The sequence below is a fragment of the Dasania marina DSM 21967 genome, from assembly GCF_000373485.1.
In the GTDB taxonomy this organism is placed as follows: Bacteria; Pseudomonadota; Gammaproteobacteria; order Pseudomonadales; family Dasaniaceae; genus Dasania; species Dasania marina.
Genome location: NZ_KB891576.1, coordinates 732,701 through 752,716 on the forward strand (window position 1 = coordinate 732,701; position 20,016 = coordinate 752,716).

Below are 20,016 nucleotides of genomic sequence, written 5' to 3' on the forward strand. Positions count from 1 at the left end.
GCCGCTTTAATCACGTTACACTTAACACGCCGCAGCCTAAACTAGGGTCAGGCTTATGACGCAATCACTATATATAAATAGTACACATAACTAGCACACACAGGTAACACACTGAGCATGTCCAATAACACACACATCACCAATCACTATGGCGTTAACTTTTTAAACGCCCAGCACAAGGACCTGCGCCAGCTCAAAAACTTAGACGATCAACCCTCTATACACGGCAATAAGTTTTGGGGCTCCACCTATTTACTGATGGACTACTTGCAAAAAAATCCCTTAGAGATAGGCGCCAATGTATTAGAAATTGGCTGCGGCTGGGGCTTAGGCGGTATTTTTTGCGCCAAAACCTTTAAAGCCAATGTTACCGCCATAGACGCCGATCCATCGGTGTTCCCCTATTTGCAACGCCATGCCGAACACAACGACGTGCACATACAAACCCACAGCTGCTACTTTAATGAAATCACCGAAGCCGACCTAGCCTGCTTTGACGTGATCATAGGCGCCGATATTTGTTTTTGGGATGAGTTAGCTGACGAGGTATTAGAACTGGTAGAAAAAGCCTGCGATGCCGACGTTAAAAAAATACTGATTAGCGACCCCGAACGCCCACCCTTTTTTGAGTTGGCTGAAACCTGCATGGCAGAATTTTACGGTGAGCTGCTACCCTATGCCGTTGACGAGCCCAAGCGCACGACGGGTGCTATTTTAGTCATCGAAAACGCCTAATAAACGTAAGCTCACAAACCCAACATTTATAAACCTAAGGATAGAACTATGAAACCGTTAAAACAGCAGCACTCTCTACGCGCTCTACTATCTTGCGCCTTACTGACATTGGGCTTAAGCCTAAGCGCAGCCAGCCACGGCCATCAAAACCACGACAGCACCAACAGCCAATACCAACAGCAAGCTATTACCGACAAGCTGACTATGCTCAGCAAAAAAGGTGGCAATATCTTATTAAGCCAAGGCAAAGATGGCCTGCTGATTATTGATAATGGCTATGCTGACCTAGCGGCTGATTTACAAAGCGCACTAGGTGAACTAGGCCACGGCCAAACCTTAAAATATATTATTAACACCCACTGGCATTTTGACCACACCGGCGGCAACGATACCCTAGGCAAAAATACCACTATTATTGCCCACGATAATGTACGCAAGCGCCTAGCACAAAAGTCGGCCATCCCCTTGTTCAACTATCAAGCCGATGCTCACCCCCAGCACGCTCTGCCCAGCCTTACCTATCCCCAGTCCATGCGCGTGCATTTTAATGGTGATGAATTGCAACTAGAACATTTTGCCAACAGCCATACCGATGGTGACACCGTGATATTTTTTAGTAAGGCCAATGTGGTACACATGGGCGATTTGATGTTTTACCCCAGCTTCCCCTTTATAGACATACACAATGGCGGTAATGCCGTTAACTATGCAAAAAATATTGAAATTATTTACCAGCGCATCGATGACAAAACCATTGTTATCCCCGGCCACGGCCCAGTCACTAATAAAGCAGGGATGGCTAAATTTAAAACCATGCTCAACAGCAGCATAGCCGAAGTTAAAGCAATGAAAGCCAAAGGCATGAACCTAGCCGCTATGCAAAAGCAGGGGCTAGATAAACAATGGCAAGACTGGGGCAAGGGTTTTATTGATGAAGCAACTTGGATTAATTTTATTGAGGCTAGCCTATAGCTTTAGAGTTCCTAGAGCGATGGTCATGCCGGACTTGATCCGGCATCTAGGCACTCATGACTTTTTAGTTATTTTTTAGCTTTTATTAACTGCACCGACCAGCTGATCTCTTAGCCGAGGCTTTAAGGTGTTAGTGGACAGCCAAATAGCGGTAAACGCGCCAGAAAAGTTAGGGTCTTTAATAGCACCGGCCCATACACTGTTGTAATAAAAATGGCTAACCCCATCACTGTCAACAAACAATAACAGTGAATCATTCTCGCTAACACTTGGCCATATCTGTTCAAGCTTGGTTAACCACTGGGCCTGATAATTTAACTGTTGGCGCTGCCACTCATCTTTAGTCGCCTTAATTAAGTCGTCTCGGCTAATATCACGCTGGTAGATCAACTCTAATGCCAACGGCCATGTTTGTTTTTGATAGTTACCCGATGGTGTCAATAGTTTTGCTTTATAAACATCGAACCAAAACCACGTCATTTGGCCTTTACCCACCAGCTTATAATTAGCTACAGGATTGGCATGACCATAGCTGCTGACCATGGCCAATAACAAAACCCATATTACAAAAACAAGCGCCTTTAAATCCCTCATGACATGCCCCGAATATATTTATCAGCCTTAACATAAAACGGCAAGGTTAGCGCCCAAATAGCAGCAATGAATAAACCCGATAAAACAGTGCCCATAGGCAAGCAAACAGCACCCAAGTACCAGCTTATAAGATAAACATAACAGCCTGAAAAAGCACCTATGGGCATTAACCATAATGGGTTTAAACGACGCAAGAACTTTAAGCTATGGCCAAAGTTAAGTACAAACCCCAGCCATAAAGCCCCTAACCATAAAGGCGACTCCTCAAAATAGAAAACACCCGCCAGCATGAGTAAATAATCAATACCAAAGCCGACTAAAGCCAATGGCAGCACTTTGTAGTCGGCATATTTGTTGGGAGTGATAATAAAATGGAGCAACAATAATGCCATAGGAAAAATAAGCCATTGGTTGCCACCAAAAATGCAAGCCAACCAAATAATCTGGAAGAGCGACGCCTGTATTAACAACCAGTGCTTCATTAGCTGTACTTAGCCTTTACGGTTTCAATATGGGCCAGCCCAATGACCGCTTCACGAAAGCCACCCTCTGAATAGCTAAAATAGTATTGCCATAGGCGATAAAAATCTTCACTAAAGCCCAAGTTTAATATGGCATCATGATTTTTATCGAAGCGACTACCCCACTCCTTTAATGTATTAGCATAATCCTGACCGTAATCGACGAAATGATTGAGCCGCATATTGGTTTGCTCCTTAATATGCCGGCAAATTTCACTCACCGAAGGTAAGTGGCCACCTGGGAATATATAGCGCTGAATAAAATCGACATTAGTGCGGTATTCGTCATAGCGTTGATCTTCAATAGTAATCGCTTGAATCAATAGCTTGCCACCCGGTTCCAACAGCCTATCGAGAATATTAAAGTACTCAGGCATAAATTCATGACCAACCGCTTCAATCATCTCTACCGAAACAATCTTGGAGTATTGCCCTTTCAAGTCGCGGTAATCATCCAATAACAAGGTGACTTTCGATTGCAGACTTTCATCATTCACTCGCTGCCGGGCTATGTCATACTGAGCTTTTGAGATCGTTGTGGTAGTCACTTTGCAACCATAATGTATAGCCGCAAAGCACGCCAGCCCACCCCAGCCGGTGCCTATTTCTAATAGATGGTCATCTGGGGTTAATTGTAAGCGCTCACAAATAGTGCGCAGCTTGTGCTCTTGCGCCTGCTCTAAATTGGCATCGGCATGAGGGAAGATCGCCGAGGAATACTGCATATGCGGGTCAAGAAACATACGATACATTTCATTACTCAAGTCGTAATGGGCAGCAATATTGGTGCGGCTGCCAGACTTGTTGTTGCGATTAGAGCGATGACGAATAAGATTAAACGGCTTACTTAGCCAAGCAAACCTGTCTTCGTATTTTTTCAGGGCCGGCAAGTTACGAGAAAATATACGAATAAGATTAACGAGGTTGTCGGTTTGCCATAGCCCCTCCACATAAGCTTCGGCGGCACCGATACTGCCGCCAAATAAAAGACGCTTATATGCTTGAGGGTGAACGATAGTTAGCTCTGCGCGCAGCTCCTCGTCCTCACTACCAAAGCAATAGTCATTATCACCATCTATTAAACGAACATGGCCATGCTGCAAACGGTTAAGCAACGAAAAGACCAAGCGCTTTGCCAAGGTCATTTTCTGTGCAGTGCAGGCAGCGACAGTATTAGAGGTTTTCATGTTTATCACCTTGTATTATCTTATTCGATGCATTGAAAGAAGGGGCCGACTTGGATGTTTTTATATAAGTCACAAAGGGGATACCCTTTACATAAAGTTTTAAAGCCTGCCAATAGATACGCTGGAGTATACCTAGCGTAACCATTGGCCAATTCAGTAGAACCTTTCTAATACTGGCTGGACTAATCTCATGCCGCTCAGCTGAAAAAACGGCCTTAAATAAGCGTTGATCGCGCCAACTCTCTATTTCAATTCGAGTATTTTTTTTTGGAACTTCTATTTGCCAGCGATATTCCATATCCATATTCATAAAAGGTGATATGTGAAAATCTTTAGGGGTGAATTTCTCTTTGTTTAAATCGACTAAGTAACAGTGTTTTTTATTCCACGGTGTATTGCTCACCTCCGCCAATAAATATAGAGCTTCGTCATCATGCTGTAAAAAGAAGAAATTTACCGGACTAAAATACAACCCAAAGCAACGCATTTGCGCCAGCATGACAACGCAATTAACGCTTTCACAATTGGCACCCAATACTGACGCAACAGCCAATGCAGTAGATTTAAGTTTTTGTGATGGGCTTAACTCATCGCTAGTAATCGCCCCTTCGCCATCACCATCACCATCACCATCACCATCACCATCACTTTTTATTATCGAGGCCGAGGTTAAATAATCATGGCAGTTTAATTGCAGTGGCGACCAGCGCGTTTGAGAAAACCACCAATATTGCTTATCAATATCATCCACCTCATCAAGATCTAAAGCGATCATATACAATGGATAATTAAACTGATGAACTTTTGGCTGAAAGCGCTTATGAAAAACATCGCCAATATAAAATGCGCTATTAAAAGCTTGATGGCTGTCATTACCGCTATTATCACCAAGGAATTTCATGTTTATAACTCAGCCCCAAAACGCTGACACACGTCTAATGCACTACGCAAACCATCCTCATGAAATCCGTTATACCAATAAGCACCGCAAAAATGCGTATGATTAATACCACATATTTCAGCACGCTTAGCTTGAGCAGAAATAGACTCTAAGGTAATTACCGGATGGGAGTAACTAAACCTTCTCAAAATCTTATCGGGGTCTATCGACTGGGTTTTATTCAAAGTAACAAAAACATTTTCTCCAACATCTAGACCCTGAAGAATATTCATATCATAAGTCACGCAGGGCAGATCGTTACTGTCAGAGTCTATCCAATAATTCCAGCTGGCAATGGCTTTCTTACGACGAGGTAACAGAGCGGTATCAGTATGCAACACCACTTCATTTTCACGATAAACTAAACGACCTAAAACAGCCTTCTCTTGAATAGAAGGATCATCCAATAGTGCTAGTGCTTGATCCGCATGGCAAGCAAAAATAACTTCATCAAATTGCTCACAATAGTCAGCCATCACCACGGTGACCTTATGCTCTTGACGAGCAACGGATAATACTGGTGAATTTAGACGAACATCTTGAATTGGACGAATTAAATGGGGAATATAACTACGTGAGCCGCCTTTAATAACATACCACTGGGGGCGATTATTAATATCCAATAAACCATGGTTATTAAAGAACTGTAAAAATATACTCAAGGGAAACTCCCTACAGCCATTAATAGAAGACGACCAAATAGCAGAAACCATAGCAAGGATATAATTGTTGGCGAAGTAGTCCCCAAAATCGTGCTTATCTAAAAATGAACCTAGGGTCTCATTACTTCCGGTAAGGACTCCAGCATCGGCTTTTTTAGCGAGCTTATTGAAACGTAGTATTTCTTTGATAAAGCCATAAAAACGTGGATTAAATAAGTTTCGGCGCTGGGCAAATAAGGTATCTATATTATGGCCGTTGTACTCCAATCCATTAGCGTGGTTGTGCACACTAAAGCTCATTTCGGTTGGCTGTATGTCTATATCCAGATGAGTCATTAATTTAATAAAGTTTGGATAAGTACGGTCATTAAAGACGATAAAACCTGTATCTATGGCTAGCTGTTTGCCATCAAGCTCTACATCGACGGTTGCGGTATGGCCGCCTAGATAGTCATTCGCTTCAAATAACGTAACCTGATGCTTTCGGCTTAATAAGTAACCCGCTGACTGGCCTGATATACCACTACCAATAATGGCAATTTTTTTTGACTGACTATTCATACTAAATTTTTACCATTCTGCGTGCCAGCCTATGCCATAGACCGCTAGGCAATAGCGACAATATTTTTAAGGCGCAATAAAACCCACTAGGAAACCTAATCTCCCGGCGCCGCTTGTTCAAACCATCAATGATAGCCTCGCCCGCTCTCTCAACAGTAACAATACCAGGCATAGGAAAATTATTTTTATCGGTGAGTGGCGTTGCCACAAAACCCGGTCGAATCAAACTAACATCAATTTTTTTTGGTGCAAGATCAATCGCCAAGGCACGCGTTAAATAATCTAACGCTGCTTTAGAGGCCCCGTAAGCTTCAGCACGAGAGAGAGGTAGCAAGGTTACCACTGAACTAACAATCGCTAATTGTCCACCCGCCAAGACATTAGGCAGTATTGCCTGCAAGCAGTTACCTGTACCTACAACATTAGTCTGCATAACACGCTGTAATAACTCACTATCGAAGCTCTGCGCATCATTAATATATTCACAAGTGCCAGCATTAAGAATAACGATATTTAATTTTTTGAATTTACACATATTGACCAACACATCTTGGCGACTATTCAAATTACAGATGCAATGGATAATATTGTCTGCGGCAGGTAATACAGCCGCTAGTTTTTCCGCATTTCGTCCACAAGCAATAACTTGATACCCCAAGGCTGAATATTTCTTTGCTAACTCAAGCCCAATGCCAGAGCTTGCACCGGTAATAAGTATTCGTTTCATTTAACCATCTCGCTTTTTACTTTACGAATAACTGACCCTAACAATGGAACATGCTCATAAATCATACTCCCCATATCCATGTAATCTCGGTGGTATAAAATGCGTGCATCAAACTTTATATAGCTAACCCCGGGGACCTTTATTTCTTTACCTTTACCAAGCCTAGGATGACTAAATCTCATAACCCACTTTACAAATGCTTGTCTATCTCTCTCAATCACATCGTCAATTTCAAAATGACAATAGGATATGTTAGCGAGCATATTATGAAAATAGCGAGCAATATCATCCAAGCCATTAATTGTATGTGCGGGGTCCTCAAAAACAGCGCATTTGTCATAAACCGCATTGAGGCTTGTGAGTTTATCAACGGTCAATTTGTCATAAAATTCGCAAAAATTACTAACAGCATTATTCATAGACATTTCTCATTATTGTTTTTATCAAAAAACAAACTAATCTCAGCCACTGTCACGCCAAGTTTGCTCATAGATGTACGATTAAATACGCGATTCTGATCAAGTTGATACATCCAATCATCCATCGTGAATTGATAGTTTTCGCCATCAATAGTCACTATTAACTGATATTGCCATTGAAAAGCAAAGCCTTGGTGCAGCCCTTTAGCAATACCCACTACATCTTCAGCCTCGCCTTGATACCGCCCTTTTTCCAAACGCGTTAGCTGCCAGTTTCTATAGGCTACCTCGCCATCATTAAAATAGAACGTCTCAGCTAATACACCTTGATTACCATTCCATTGACCATTCAGCTCTACACAAAATCGACGTGTAACCTTACTAGAGTAATCTTGCACCATACCCCAGGCAGTCATTTCACCATTGAAGTATTCTTTAATATCAAACTGCGGAGATTTACTTTTATAATAATTTATATCTGCCGCACAACCAGTAAGTAATAAGGTAGTAAAAACGGCTAATGTATATATCTTTAACGCGGTCATTATTCATCACCTTGTTTCTAGTTTTGACATCACAAACGATTGGCCAAACCCAAAGACTCAGGATAAGGCTTAAGATAACGCTGGCTACGTATATAGTCTGAGCCATATTGTTCAATATAGTGATTGAGTAAAGTAAGCGGTGTTATCAATGGCAGTTGGCCTTTATGATATTTATGAATCACAGCCGCTATGCCTTGTCGGGCTGCAGACGGAATTTTTTTGCGAAGGTAACCCAGCATATGCATTAGGGTATTGGTGTGATTTTTTCTATTGGCAGGATTTTCAAGTGCCCTCATAAACAACTCAAAATATTCGCCGACAAAATCTTCAGATATGTTTTTATTGGCCTGCCCCAACATACGACCCAGTTCTTTGTAGGCAGTTTGATTATGAGCCATCAAAATATATTTGTACTGGCTATGAAAAGCCAACAGATTACGCATAAGTGGTGTAGCCACCACCTCGGACTTAAAGCTGCGGTAGGCGTAAACCCGCAGCACAAAATTTTCAAATAGCTGCGGATCATGCAGCCGCCCTTCTTCTTCGATAGGCAAAAGAGGATAGCGCTGCTGTAGTGCCGCAGCAAACAGTCCTTGCACGCGAATTTGATGAGGGTGACCGTTAGCTTGATAGACCTTCACTCGCTCAAGGCCACAGCTAGGTGAGTTTTTCATTAAGATATAGCCATCTAAATCACTAAATTCTGATAATTTATCTGTGTAACCGCGCTCAAGCTGCGCTGTTAAATCACTGCTCTCATCATTACTAAAGGTGAGTGTAGGCTTATTCGGGTCACCTATAAGCCTCATCGTAGGCCTAGGAATACCAAAACCCGCTGCGACTTCGGGACAAAATGTCTTAAAGGTGAAGTACTTACGCAATAGTTTTAAACATAACCGAGACTGGGTATGGCCACCGTTATATCTAACTTCTTGCCCAGCAAGACAAGCACTTAACCCCACATTAATCTGAGCAGCATCAGGCTCGGTATAAGGTTTATTATCAATAGTCGTCGCCGTAATAATATCTGAACTTTTCATTGCTAGCCCCTGTTAACGTTGCTTTAAATCCCAGTTTTACTGGCGTCAGCTGCCGACTGCTGCTCCAACTGCATCTCTCATTAACCAGCCAGTTAAGCGATTAAAAAACTAGTAGTTATACGATATAGGCATTAAAAACAGTCAGCTATCGTCGGTACTCCGCTGCCAATACATGCAAAAATCGTTACCTCACAAAAGTTATACAAAAAATAGTAATGTACAATTAGATTGTTGTACAGAAATATTTTCTGTATAGTTACTGCATTGGATAAAACGCCCCACGTAAACAGCCCCACGGACAAGACCTAGATGCCAGAAAAAGACGCCATTGATGAATCAGGTAGATTCCCTATTCGCGAGCTGAGCGCACGCACACAAGTAAACACCGTCACGATTAGAGCTTGGGAAAGGCGTTATGGGCTGCTAACCCCTCAAAGAACAGCTAAAGGACACCGCCTCTATTCTGAAACCGATGTCGTAACCATAGAAAAAATTCTATCTCTAGCGGCTAGAGGTGTACCTTTAAGAAAAGTAAAATCTTTACTGAATGACCAAGATACACACACTGAAAACAGCGACACTGATAGCTGGCCCCAACACATCAATGCGCTAGAGGAGGCAATAAAATCTTATTCATCAGGAAAAATTGAACATTTAATCAACGAGTTTTTTTTAAACTACCCACCAAGCCTGTGTCGAAAAAAACTTATCGAACCGACGTTAAGTGCACTTACAAGCAGGCAAAGTAAAGCCGCCTACTTATTTGCCGAAAGCGCCTTAATTCGTTACACCCTTTTTAGACTAGATTCAAATGCATCTAAAGATAAACGGTCAGCGCTGACCTTGATTTGCGGCGATAATACGCCCCTATGGCGCTTATGCTTAATGGCAATGGAGCTAGCAGATGCGAATTATAAAACGCAGATAATGTGCAGGCCTTTTGATGTGGCAGACTGCATAGAATTGTCATCCAAGCTTAATCACAACACTACGATATTTTATCAAGATGGTATCTGGAAAGCGGACGAAGCACGTATGATCTCAGCAGCTATGGCAACAAACAAAAGCTTGCTACTGTGCGGCACTGCTGCCATTTTGTCTGATATCAAAGACGACGCCAGAGTTTTTGCGGATTTAAACCAATGCATAGACTTTCTGATAAATAAACAGGCTGAAAAATAAACTATTTCACTTAAAAGCATAAGGGGATAAAGACCATGCGCTATTTATTATTTACCGCAGCCTTAACCTTACTTTCAGGCTGCATTGGTATTCCTGAAGGCATTACCCCTGTTAACAACTTCGACATTAATCGCTATACCGGGAAATGGTATGAAATCGCCAGGCTAGATCATTCATTTGAGCGCAACATGCAATCGGTTAGCGCTGAATATTCAGTGCATAGTGATGGCGGCATTACGGTGATTAACCGTGGATTAAAAAAAGAAAATAATCAATGGAAAACAGCCGAAGGCAAAGCCTATTTTGTGAGAGATAACAGCACCGCTCATTTAAAAGTATCTTTTTTTGGCCCATTTTACGGTTCATATATAGTGTTTGAATTGGATGAGGAATACCAGCATGCATTTATCACCAGCACTAACAGGTCTTACCTATGGCTGCTTTCAAGATCACCCACCATCAGCCTCGACTTGAAAAACCACTTTATTGATAAAATTACACGCCTTGGATTTGAAGCGAAAAATATTATTTTCGTTAATCAGGATATGAATAACATGAAGGTGGAAAATAATGAATAGTGAACAGAAAACACATCGACTACCCTGCCGAGGCTGCATGCCTAACTGTAAAAACTATACGATATGTAATGGTTACCCTTGGCGCATTGACACCTCTAAATCTATAGGTACCAAGGCTCATGTTTTGCCATCAAAATAACATGTTAATGCTGTGATTAATGTACTATTAACACCTAATTAATGATTTAGCGGGCATAACTGATCACATGGATACGGACCGGGGGGGGGGCTGGCTAACCACTCACACTATAGATACTGGCCTGCGACGGTACGACAATAAGGATATCAACTACTCGCCAGATTCAACAGCCGCCGAACTTTCATCAACTTTAGACTTGGTCATATACAAACCCAACTGCAAGCCTGCCAGTAAGGCGCTGGCTAAAATTAATATTTGAGCTAATTTTTTCATGCTTACTCTTTGTTCTCATCAACTAAATCAACCACGCGACCGCAGTTGCGCCCCTCTTCTTTAGCGCGATATAACGCCTGATCAGCGCGTTTAATAAATTCAACTATTTCTATATCGTTGTTGGGTTTCACTACACAGGCGCCGAAGCTCATGGTGACATATTCAGACACAGTGGATTGGCTGTGCGCTATCTGTAATTCGGCTATGGATTTTGCAGCCCGCTCCATCACGCCTGCATCTTCAACCACACTGCCGGGTAATATCACAGCAAACTCTTCCCCACCGTAACGGGCAACCAAGTCCACCGAGCGGGAGAATGCGCTTTTTAAGGCAATGGCAATTTGCTGCAAGCATTTATCGCCTGCGATATGGCCGTAGCTATCATTATATTTTTTAAAGTAATCGACATCACAGATAATTAAAGACAGCACAGTTTTATCGCGACGCCCTCTAAGCCATTCTTTTTCTAAATATTCATCAAAGTAACGCCTATTAGCCAGCTGAGTTAATGCATCGGTACGGGTAAGATGCTCTAGCTTGCGATTAACAAAACTGAGTTCACGCGTGCGAGCTTTAACCTCATCCTCTACATGCTCAGCCCTTACCCGAAGTAAATAAATATAAAAGCTTATTGCTAAGGTTATCATCATGCCTATAAAAGCAATATAACTACCCTGCCCGGTACTCACCAAGCCTATATATTTATCTGTAGGCATGCCTTCTATTAACCAGCGGCGATCACCTGCTATAACGGTTTCTATACGGGCACTGTATTCCTCTAATAAGTTACCACCTTTTTCCGGCTCATTTAAGGCGATGTAAACGGTGCGTTCCGGTGAGGTAATATCGGAAACACTAATCTCTAATTGCGTATAACGTTCAAAATTTAAGTAATCAAAAATCAACGAATCTATACGTATCGCGCCAATTAAAAACCCTTTAAATGCGCGATGATAGGCTTCTATGTTAGTAGGGCTGCCAGTATAAACCGGCATCATTATCATGAGATAGTTTTTGGCATCTTCCTCACCGTATAAGGGGTCACCAAAAATTGGTTTTATGTCGACACTAAAAGTGCTTGGGCCTTGATCACGGATACGATCTAACTCACGCCCCAACAACCCTTCGGCTAAATTCAACCCCAAGCCTGCGCGGCTATTGCGCGAGTTTTGATAATAGATGGGGTAATAGTAATCCTGCGCTTGTTCGGTGACTAATACACCGTTTTCATCGCGTATTTTAAATTCGTAACCGGGATAGATATTTTGGGCTATGCGCTCATAGCCCTCGCGATCTTCAGCTAAAACTTTAGGTATCCAAAATAGAGATTGTAAATGTTTATAATTAGCTAAGGCATCCGCGCCCACCAAGTCAAAGGTAGCATGATCAACCTCACTAACGCTGAAAAAACTCGCCAAGGTATGTAGTAAAGTTAATGCGCGCTGAGTCTCAGCCGTAAGATAGCCGCCATAGAGCTCTATATCTACCGCTACACTTTGGCTAACCCGGTTGAGGTCTCTATTGTTAGAGTATTGCACCAAAGTATAGGTAGCTAGCAACCCTGCCAGTAATAACAGCACAGAAGCCCAGTAATGTTTTACTTTCATTGTCTACTCATAGAACTGCCTTAACCTTAGCCCTATACTAATAAAAATAGCAGCGTTGAATTAAAACCCAAAAGCAATTTTAAATACGACGCCATCTTCCAGCTCTGCGTTTTTAACGTGATCGGTATCAACCTCTATAGAGCCATAGCCTAAGGAAATTTCGCCGTTTTTTATAACCTTTGCTTTAACACCCATAGACCACTCTTGGTATTTTTCTAAATCGTTAAAAGATAACTTTCCTGAGGCATAATACAGGTGGGCAAAGACAGAGATTTTATCAGCTATGGGTAATTCCGCTGAACCACCGACGGCTAAAGCCATGCCATCATCAAAATCACTTTCCAGCACCACACCTTTTAAACCTAGCTTAAGGTCTAGCTGGTGTATGGTTTTGATGTCACTTTGATCGGCTATCACATCAACATAAAAGCCTAGGCGCAATAAGTCGAAATCGTCATCGTGCAACAAATTGATGTCAACCGAGGAGTTTTCGCCCACAGGATCAAAACTAGCACCTATACCAAAGCTTTCATCACTGATACTGAGGTTAAAATTATCGGCAATAGCGTTATAGCTTATACAGGCACTACATAGCACCACACTTTTTAACAGGTTTTTTATTATCATAAGCCCTCTCCTTTATTCGTTGTTTTATCATTCATACCGTCGCACAGTTGCCATAGATCTTGCTGGCAGTTTACAACGGATTCTTTTTCTAATTTCAGTAAATGCGCCCATAGCGATAATTGCGCGATAGGGTGTAAGGCACTATCGACATTGCGATAAACCTGAGCTGTTAATTGCGCCAAGCTGGCTGGGGATAGCTGCTGCAAGGTGGCTATCAATTGCTGCTCTCTACCTAAGCGATGCTGTAACAAAGCCTCAATTTCAGCCACAGGCTCGTTAATAATATGGCCGTGGGCTGGCGCTATAGCGGCAATTGCATAGTGTAGCAGCAAGCTAAGTGAAGCCATATAGGCCTGCATATCACCGTGGGGCGGGATAATCACCACCGTTGAACCTTGCATTATATGGTCGCCGGCCAACAGCAGCCCTTCTTGCTCTAAAAAAAAACACAGGTGATTATTAACATGTCCCGGTGTATGCAAAGCCCTCAGGCTAAACTCCGGACAAACAAACAACTCATCATGCTGAAAGCTATGGCTGGGTTTAAAGCTCTCATCTTGGTAGCCATCATTTTGAGCCAACACATTACCCAACAATTGGGCACCGGTTTGCTGCGCTAATTGCTGTGCTGCCGGCGAGTGATCGAGATGGGTATGGGTGACTAAAATCCATTTAAGCTTGCCATTACAGGCCTTTAGGATGGCTGCAATATGGCTGGGGTCGGCGGGGCCTGGATCGACTACGGCTATCTGTTGCCTGCCTATTAAATAGCTATTGGTGCCCGGCCCAGTCATCACGCCAGGATTAGGGGCCGTAATACGTCGCACCAGCTTTGACAGCTGTACGCATTCACCGGCAACAATAGATTTCACAGCAGTCTGTTTCTCATCACAATAAAAAGGCAGCGTATGCTGCCTTTCTTTTGCCTTTGCTTATACTACGTTTTTAATCGGTACTACGGGGTCCACATCGGATTCGTAATCTACTTCATCAAAACCGAAGCCAAACAATTTTAAAAACTCGTCTTTATAGCCCTGCATATCACTGATTTCGAATAGGTTTTCATCATTGATTTGCGCCCATAGGCCCTCAACTTTACGCTGTATTTCCGGCAACAATTCTTTGTAGTCGGCACGTAAGCGGCCTTCTTCGTCAAGCCGCGGGGTATCGCCGTAAAGGCTTTCGCGGAACAGCAAGTCGATTTGTTCTATGCAGTTTTCGTGCGTACCTTCCTCTTTCATCACTTTAAACAGTAAACCTAAATAAAGTGGCATAACAGGAATGGCTGAGCTGGCTTGGGTGACCACGGCTTTTAATACCGATACCCGAGCATCACCACCATGGGCGGCTAGCTTTTTACGTATAGAAAGTACTTTTTTATCTAAATCTTTTTTGGCCGCACCTATAGTGCCATCCCAGTAGATATCTTGGGTAATTTGGTCCCCTAAGTAGGTGTAAGCGGTGGTTTTCGCGCCCGGCGCCAAAACACCCGCCTCATCTAAGGCATCTATCCACATCTGCCAATCTTCGCCGCCCATAACCGCTACGGTGTTATCTATCTCTTCTTGGCTGGCAGCCTCAATGGTAAATTGCTTTAATAGGTTTTTATCGGTATCAATACCGGTTTGCACCACATCTTGGCCTATGGGCTTTAAGGTAGACCTGTGCAGCACCTCGGTTTTAGGGTGCTTACGCACTGGCGAGGCCAGGCTGTATACCACTAGGTCCACTTGGCCTAAGTCTTCTTTAATAACGTCTATGGTTTTTTGCTTAATCTCATCAGAGAACGCATCGCCATTAATGCTTTTGGCGTATAGGCCTTCGGCTTCGGCATAGTGATGAAAGCCTGCCGAGTTATACCAGCCCGCTGAGCCTGTTTTTTTCTCTGTGCCTTCTTTCTCAAAAAACAAACCCAAGGTGGCTGCACCACTACCAAAGGCTGCGGTAATACGTGAGGCCAAGCCGTAACCGGTAGATGCCCCTATCACTAGTACCTTTTTAGGGCCGTTTTCTATGCGGCCATTGGCTGTTACATAATCAATTTGGCGCTTAACATTGGCTGCACAGCCAGTGGGGTGAGTGGTAACACACAAAAAACCGCGTACGCGTGGCTTGATAATCATAATAGGCCCTTGATAGGAGTAGTCTGATAATAAATGAGCGGTATTATAAACTGCTAGCGACACATAGCCAGCCTGTTTTTATCTGATAAGAGTAAAACATTCGGTCTGCACAACGGTATAATAACGGCTATTTAACCCTCAACTATTGGTAGTATTCGACCCCTTATGAGCAAAGTAAATTTAGCCTATCAAACCCCTGCCGAATGGACTGCCACGGTTCTCGCCGACTTTGATCGTTTTTTACTCGATCACGCCACTGCCGAGAAAAAGGCCTCCGGTATGGCGATGTCTATGCTCTCCCACTACCCCGACAAGATAGAGTTAGTACACGCCATGGCCGATCTAGCCATAGAGGAGATGACCCATTTTCGCGAGGTTATCAAGCTGGTGCACGAGCGTGGTGGCCAAGCTGATAAAGACGGGAAAGACCCCTATGTTAACGAGTTCCGCACAGCCTTTAGGCGTGGCAAAGAGGAGTATTTTCTCGACCGCATGCTGGTGGGTGCCATTATCGAGGCCCGTGGCGCCGAGCGCTTTGGCCTTATTGCTGACGCCTTGCAGCCGGGTAAGCTAAAAACCTTTTATGTAGCTATTAGCCGCTCCGAACAGCGCCACGAGGGCTTGTTTGTAGACCTAGCCTATCTCTATTTTGATAAGGCTGAGGTCGATATCCGCCTAGCTGAACTGATCGCCATAGAGGCCGAGATAGTCAAAGCACTACCCCACCGCGCGGCCCTACATTAAAACCATGTCAGCCATTGCCAAATACTTACAGCACTACGCTGAGCCCGAATCGCAATGGTTGGACGGATTTACACCGCTGTTTAATTACTGCCTAGCCATACCCATGTATCGCGAAAGCAGTGAGTCGCTAGCGTATTTTTGCCAATTTGCCGCCCAGCAACAACATTGCCTATTACTAGTGGTACTAAACCGGCCCGATACAGACAACCACAGCCAGTGGGCACAGCAACTCATAGCACCACTAGGCAGCCCCGACTGGCAAAGCAGCAATCAGTTGTTGCGCTACCACGCACTGGCTAATCACAGCGGCTTATTGGTGATAGATCGCTGTCTTAACGGCCCTCCCATCCCTCAGCGGCAAGGGGTAGGCCTAGCCAGAAAAATAGCCAATGATATCGCCTGCCAACTCATAGCAAGGCAGCAAATACAGCGCCCCTGGATAGCGAATACCGATGCCGATGCGCGCCTACCTGAAGATTATTTTTCCAGCTGCGATACGGTCGATAGCACTAAAAGCGCAGCCATATTATTTGCCTATCAGCATATAGCTGGCGAACAGGACTATGTGCATACAGCCACCCAGCTATATGAGCTCTCGCTGACCTATTATGTGGCCGGGTTAAGCTGGGCAGGCTCACCTTATGCCTACCACACCTTGGGCAGTATTATGGCGGTTAACTATAAACACTATGCGCAGGTTAGAGGCTTCCCTAAACGCGCCGGGGCAGAAGACTTTTATCTATTGAATAAATTAGCGAAAACAGCCGCCATCACCAGCCTACAACAGCCCTCTATCGCTATTCTTAGCCGCGCCTCTAGCCGTGTACCCTTTGGCACAGGCCCCGCCGTGCAACAGATTATCGACAGTGGCGACTACGCTGCCATGCCATTTTATCACCCGGCTATTTTCCACTATTTACGAGCGGCGCTAACAATAATAGCTCTGCTCACCCATACTGATGATATCAATGCAGCACTTAATAGCATTACCGATCCTGCCGTGGATAATGCATTATTAGAAAAAGCGTTGAATCATTTTGATATATCGAAAGCGCTAAGCCATACTTACCGTCACGGTAAAAGTAGCCAGCAGCGTTTACAGCACTTAACAGTATGGTTTGATGCGTTCAAAACATTAAAGTTTCTCCATTTTATACGCGACAATGACTACCCGATGATGCCTTACCAACAATGGGTAAGTAACGTACAACAATACGCTTTTGGGCAACCATTAAACGTGCTTCGTTTACCGATAAGCAAGCTTTAGGTAAATACAACTCACTCAATCAACCAAAACTACATGCCAAAATCGATTGCTCCAAAAAAATTGCTCATAGGCGAACTTAAACCAGGCATGTATGTTTCATCTCTGGACCGGCCGTGGATAGAAACCCCTTTTCTTATGCAGGGCTTTTTAATTACCAACGAGCAAGATATAGAAGACATAGGCAAATACTGCTTATTTGTTTATATTGATACTGCGGCCAGCATTAGCCAGGCTAAAGACCTAGCAGCAGCTAAAGGCTGTAATAAAGAAACCATTAGACAACTATTCCCCCACAGAAAACTGCGTTCACATAGCGACAGCAACAGCATAGATGTAGAGTTAAGAAAAGCCCGCCCTATATTGGAAACCTTCACCCATACAGTTTCTAGTATTTTTAACAATGCTCACCAACACGCCCCCATAGATATAGCAGAGGTCAGGCTAGCCATCACACCTATGGTGAACAGCATTATACGCAATCCCGATGCCTGTATTTGGCTAACCCGTCTGCGCAAGAGTGACGACTACACCTATCAACATGCCATATCAGCCTCTATATGGGCAGTCGCCTTGGGGCGCCACCTAGGCCTACCTAAAGCCGATTTACAAACACTGGCCATAGGTGTCACCTTATTTGATATAGGCAAAATGTTTTTGCCTAGCGAGCTTATTCATAAACAAGGCAGGCTCACTGATGATGAGTTTACCCTGATACAATCTCATGTACCCTTGGGCTTAGAAAAAGTCATTAAAAGCGGCGGCATTAACAACACCATTAAAGATATCATCGCCTATCATCACGAGCGCTACGATGGCACGGGCTACCCTCATCGCTTAAAAGGTGATGACATTCCCATTTTCGCGCGCATAGCCGCCATTGCTGACTGCTATGATGCTATTACCTCAACCCGGCCTTATGCCCCAGCTATCTCACCCGTCACTGCCATCAAAAAACTTTATGACTGGCGCGGACATGCTTTTCAGTCAGAGCTGATTGAAGAATTTATTCAAGCGATAGGCATATTCCCTGCCGGCACGCTAGTAGAGCTTAGCAGCGGTGAAGTGGGGGTAGTATTAGCCGAATATCGAACACGCCGTTTACGCCCTAAAATAATCCAACTACTCGATAGAGACAAACATCCGCTGCACACCTTTAAAGTTATTGATTTACTCACAGTAACCCATGATGAAACAGGGCAAGCCCTAGATATCGTCGAAAGCTTAGAACCTGGCAGCTATAATCTGCACTTAGAAGATCTAAATTTATAATGATAATAAGTCACCGACCATGATTAATACCAATAGAAATGATAGCCGCTCAAAATTATTTAATAGCATTAAATTTCTTAGCGACAACCTCAATGATAATAGCTGGCTGGGCTTACTCTTAATCGATATACGCGACTTTAAAACCATTAACAGAGCTTATGGTTATGAGTGCGGTGACAAACTATTACAGCACGTTGCTGAAATTTTAAAAGAAAACAGTAAAAACCCTAAGCTTGTTTTTGAGTTGGGCAACGATGAATTCGCCATTATCGTCCCTCACTTAAAAGGTCCCAACTTTATTAGTTTATCCGCCAACCGTATCGCGGAAGCACTAAAAGTGCCTTTCATCTATGATCAACAAAAAATCCTGATCTCGGTTAACATAGGGGCCTCAGCAACCAACCTAGCGTCAGATCACGACCTATTAGTACTAGTAACAGAGCATTCTTTATCGGAAGCAAAATCACAAAACCTACCGTTTCATATTGCCGATATTAAAACAGAACTATTTGGCCACTCGGATCTTTCTTTACTCAATGACTTTAAGACTGCCCTACATGAAAACGAATTAGAGCTTTATTACCAACCAAAAATCAATATCAATAACCCCAACACCAGTCAAGCCGAGGCTTTACTGCGCTGGAAGCATCCTACCAGAGGCATGATTCCCCCCGATCAATTTTTACCACTATGTGCACGCCTAGGTTTAAATATAGAGCTTACTCAGTGGGTACTAAACACGGCCTTGCGTCATCAAAAAGCTTGGCCCAATGCTGCCACACCCAGCATTGCCATCAATGTCTCCGCCGATATTATCGACTCACCTGAACTACCCCACATAATCGAAAATGCATTAAATATATGGGGCACAGACCCCGATAAATTAACCATAGAGATTACCGAAAGCGCTATTATTGGCGATAAAGAATCAGGATTTAACAATCTAAAGAAAGTGCAGAATCTAGGGGTACGGATTTCTATTGATGACTTTGGCACCGGCTATTCATCGCTGGCCTATTTTAAACATATACCAGCCAACGAAATAAAAATAGACCGCTCCTTTATTGATAATATGACCAATGATTCAGCGGATAGGCGCATAGTAGAATTAATCGTCAGCCTAGCAAAGTCCTTTGAACTCAGCATTGTTGCCGAAGGTATAGAAACCTTAGAGCAGTTAGCTTTGGTTAAATTATTGAATTGTGACTTTGCCCAAGGCTATTATTTATCCCGGCCCATACCCTATGACGAGTATATAGCCTGGACTGCTGGACAGTAGCTTCGCACCGTTTTTTCACACAAGA

At 43.4% G+C, this 20,016-nt stretch carries 22 protein-coding genes; 8 read left to right on the forward strand and 14 right to left on the reverse strand.

Features of this window, described 5'->3' with window-relative positions; all coding sequences use genetic code 11:
- The first annotated feature begins 117 nt into the window (after nt 1–117).
- Nucleotides 118–735, forward strand: coding sequence for a class I SAM-dependent methyltransferase (locus tag B067_RS0107895; RefSeq protein ID WP_019529539.1), 618 nt, complete (start codon nt 118–120; stop codon nt 733–735).
- 48 nt (nt 736–783) lie between these two features.
- Nucleotides 784–1,707 (forward strand): MBL fold metallo-hydrolase, encoded by a 924-nt coding sequence (locus tag B067_RS0107900; RefSeq protein WP_019529540.1) that lies wholly within the window; start codon nt 784–786, stop codon nt 1,705–1,707.
- Nucleotides 1,708–1,782: 75 nt separating this feature from the next.
- On the opposite strand, the gene B067_RS19930 is transcribed toward B067_RS0107900, so the two are convergent.
- Genes B067_RS19930 through B067_RS0107945 form a run of 9 tightly spaced genes read right to left on the reverse strand, consistent with a single transcriptional unit; the run spans nt 1,783 to nt 8,903 of the window.
- The gene (locus B067_RS19930; protein WP_019529541.1) at nt 1,783–2,301 is read right to left on the reverse strand and encodes a chalcone isomerase family protein; all 519 of its coding nucleotides are present in this window, start codon (nt 2,299–2,301) and stop codon (nt 1,783–1,785) included.
- Entirely contained in the window at nt 2,298–2,783 is a 486-nt protein-coding gene (locus B067_RS0107910) for a DUF2878 domain-containing protein (protein WP_019529542.1), read from the reverse strand. The genes B067_RS19930 and B067_RS0107910 overlap by 4 nt, the downstream gene beginning before the upstream one ends.
- Nucleotides 2,783–4,009: an SAM-dependent methyltransferase gene (locus tag B067_RS0107915; RefSeq protein WP_019529543.1), complete on the reverse strand. Its 1,227-nt coding sequence runs from the start codon at nt 4,007–4,009 to the stop codon at nt 2,783–2,785. The genes B067_RS0107910 and B067_RS0107915 overlap by 1 nt, the downstream gene beginning before the upstream one ends.
- A complete protein-coding gene (locus B067_RS19935) occupies nt 3,996–4,910 on the reverse strand; it encodes a DUF1365 domain-containing protein (RefSeq protein WP_019529544.1) in 915 nt (304 codons plus the stop codon). Before B067_RS19935 ends, B067_RS0107915 begins: the two co-directional genes overlap by 14 nt.
- 2 nt (nt 4,911–4,912) lie before the next feature.
- On the reverse strand, nt 4,913–6,172 hold the full coding sequence (locus B067_RS0107925; RefSeq protein WP_019529545.1) for an NAD(P)/FAD-dependent oxidoreductase: 1,260 nt from the start codon (nt 6,170–6,172) through the stop codon (nt 4,913–4,915).
- A 1-nt stretch (nt 6,173) separates the two neighbouring features.
- Nucleotides 6,174–6,899 carry an SDR family NAD(P)-dependent oxidoreductase gene (locus B067_RS0107930; RefSeq protein WP_019529546.1) on the reverse strand — a complete coding sequence of 242 codons (726 nt, stop codon included), beginning with the start codon at nt 6,897–6,899 and terminating at the stop codon, nt 6,174–6,176.
- On the reverse strand, nt 6,896–7,318 hold the full coding sequence (locus tag B067_RS0107935; RefSeq protein WP_019529547.1) for a nuclear transport factor 2 family protein: 423 nt from the start codon (nt 7,316–7,318) through the stop codon (nt 6,896–6,898). The genes B067_RS0107930 and B067_RS0107935 overlap by 4 nt, the downstream gene beginning before the upstream one ends.
- Complete coding sequence (locus tag B067_RS0107940; RefSeq protein WP_019529548.1) at nt 7,315–7,863, reverse strand: DUF3833 domain-containing protein; 549 nt, start codon at nt 7,861–7,863, stop codon at nt 7,315–7,317. The genes B067_RS0107935 and B067_RS0107940 overlap by 4 nt, the downstream gene beginning before the upstream one ends.
- Nucleotides 7,864–7,892: 29 nt before the next feature.
- Nucleotides 7,893–8,903, reverse strand: a complete 1,011-nt coding sequence (locus B067_RS0107945) for a YbgA family protein (protein WP_019529549.1) — start codon at nt 8,901–8,903, stop codon at nt 7,893–7,895.
- Nucleotides 8,904–9,212: 309 nt separating this feature from the next.
- Between B067_RS0107945 and B067_RS21215 the strand changes: the two genes are divergently transcribed.
- Together B067_RS21215 and B067_RS0107955 are read left to right on the forward strand one after the other, a co-directional pair.
- Nucleotides 9,213–10,085, forward strand: a complete 873-nt coding sequence (locus B067_RS21215; protein ID WP_019529550.1) for a MerR family transcriptional regulator — start codon at nt 9,213–9,215, stop codon at nt 10,083–10,085.
- Nucleotides 10,086–10,120: 35 nt separating this feature from the next.
- Entirely contained in the window at nt 10,121–10,663 is a 543-nt protein-coding gene (locus B067_RS0107955; protein ID WP_019529551.1) for a lipocalin family protein, read from the forward strand.
- A 289-nt stretch (nt 10,664–10,952) separates the two neighbouring features.
- On the opposite strand, the gene B067_RS22235 is transcribed toward B067_RS0107955, so the two are convergent.
- Genes B067_RS22235 through fabV form a run of 5 tightly spaced genes read right to left on the reverse strand, consistent with a single transcriptional unit; the run spans nt 10,953 to nt 15,432 of the window.
- The gene (locus B067_RS22235; protein ID WP_019529552.1) at nt 10,953–11,075 is read right to left on the reverse strand and encodes a hypothetical protein; all 123 of its coding nucleotides are present in this window, start codon (nt 11,073–11,075) and stop codon (nt 10,953–10,955) included.
- A 2-nt stretch (nt 11,076–11,077) separates the two neighbouring features.
- Entirely contained in the window at nt 11,078–12,682 is a 1,605-nt protein-coding gene (locus B067_RS21220; protein WP_019529553.1) for a diguanylate cyclase domain-containing protein, read from the reverse strand.
- Nucleotides 12,683–12,742: 60 nt separating this feature from the next.
- Complete coding sequence (locus tag B067_RS0107970; RefSeq protein WP_019529554.1) at nt 12,743–13,309, reverse strand: YfaZ family outer membrane protein; 567 nt, start codon at nt 13,307–13,309, stop codon at nt 12,743–12,745.
- A complete protein-coding gene (locus B067_RS0107975) occupies nt 13,306–14,181 on the reverse strand; it encodes an MBL fold metallo-hydrolase (protein ID WP_019529555.1) in 876 nt (291 codons plus the stop codon). The genes B067_RS0107970 and B067_RS0107975 overlap by 4 nt, the downstream gene beginning before the upstream one ends.
- A gap of 60 nt (nt 14,182–14,241) precedes the next feature.
- On the reverse strand, nt 14,242–15,432 hold the full coding sequence (gene fabV, locus B067_RS0107980; protein ID WP_026244516.1) for an enoyl-ACP reductase FabV: 1,191 nt from the start codon (nt 15,430–15,432) through the stop codon (nt 14,242–14,244).
- Between the two features lie 165 nt (nt 15,433–15,597).
- Here fabV and B067_RS0107985 point away from each other — a divergent pair, with 165 nt between their 5' ends.
- The 4 genes from B067_RS0107985 to B067_RS0108000 are packed head-to-tail and all read left to right on the forward strand — an operon-like array spanning nt 15,598 to nt 19,991.
- Nucleotides 15,598–16,176: a MiaE family protein gene (locus B067_RS0107985; RefSeq protein ID WP_019529557.1), complete on the forward strand. Its 579-nt coding sequence runs from the start codon at nt 15,598–15,600 to the stop codon at nt 16,174–16,176.
- A gap of 4 nt (nt 16,177–16,180) precedes the next feature.
- The gene (locus B067_RS19950; protein WP_019529558.1) at nt 16,181–17,443 is read left to right on the forward strand and encodes a glycosyltransferase family protein; all 1,263 of its coding nucleotides are present in this window, start codon (nt 16,181–16,183) and stop codon (nt 17,441–17,443) included.
- 33 nt (nt 17,444–17,476) lie between these two features.
- Complete coding sequence (locus B067_RS0107995) at nt 17,477–18,712, forward strand: cyclic di-GMP phosphodiesterase (protein ID WP_026244517.1); 1,236 nt, start codon at nt 17,477–17,479, stop codon at nt 18,710–18,712.
- A gap of 19 nt (nt 18,713–18,731) precedes the next feature.
- Nucleotides 18,732–19,991: a putative bifunctional diguanylate cyclase/phosphodiesterase gene (locus B067_RS0108000; protein WP_019529560.1), complete on the forward strand. Its 1,260-nt coding sequence runs from the start codon at nt 18,732–18,734 to the stop codon at nt 19,989–19,991.
- Nucleotides 19,992–20,016 lie beyond the last annotated feature (25 nt).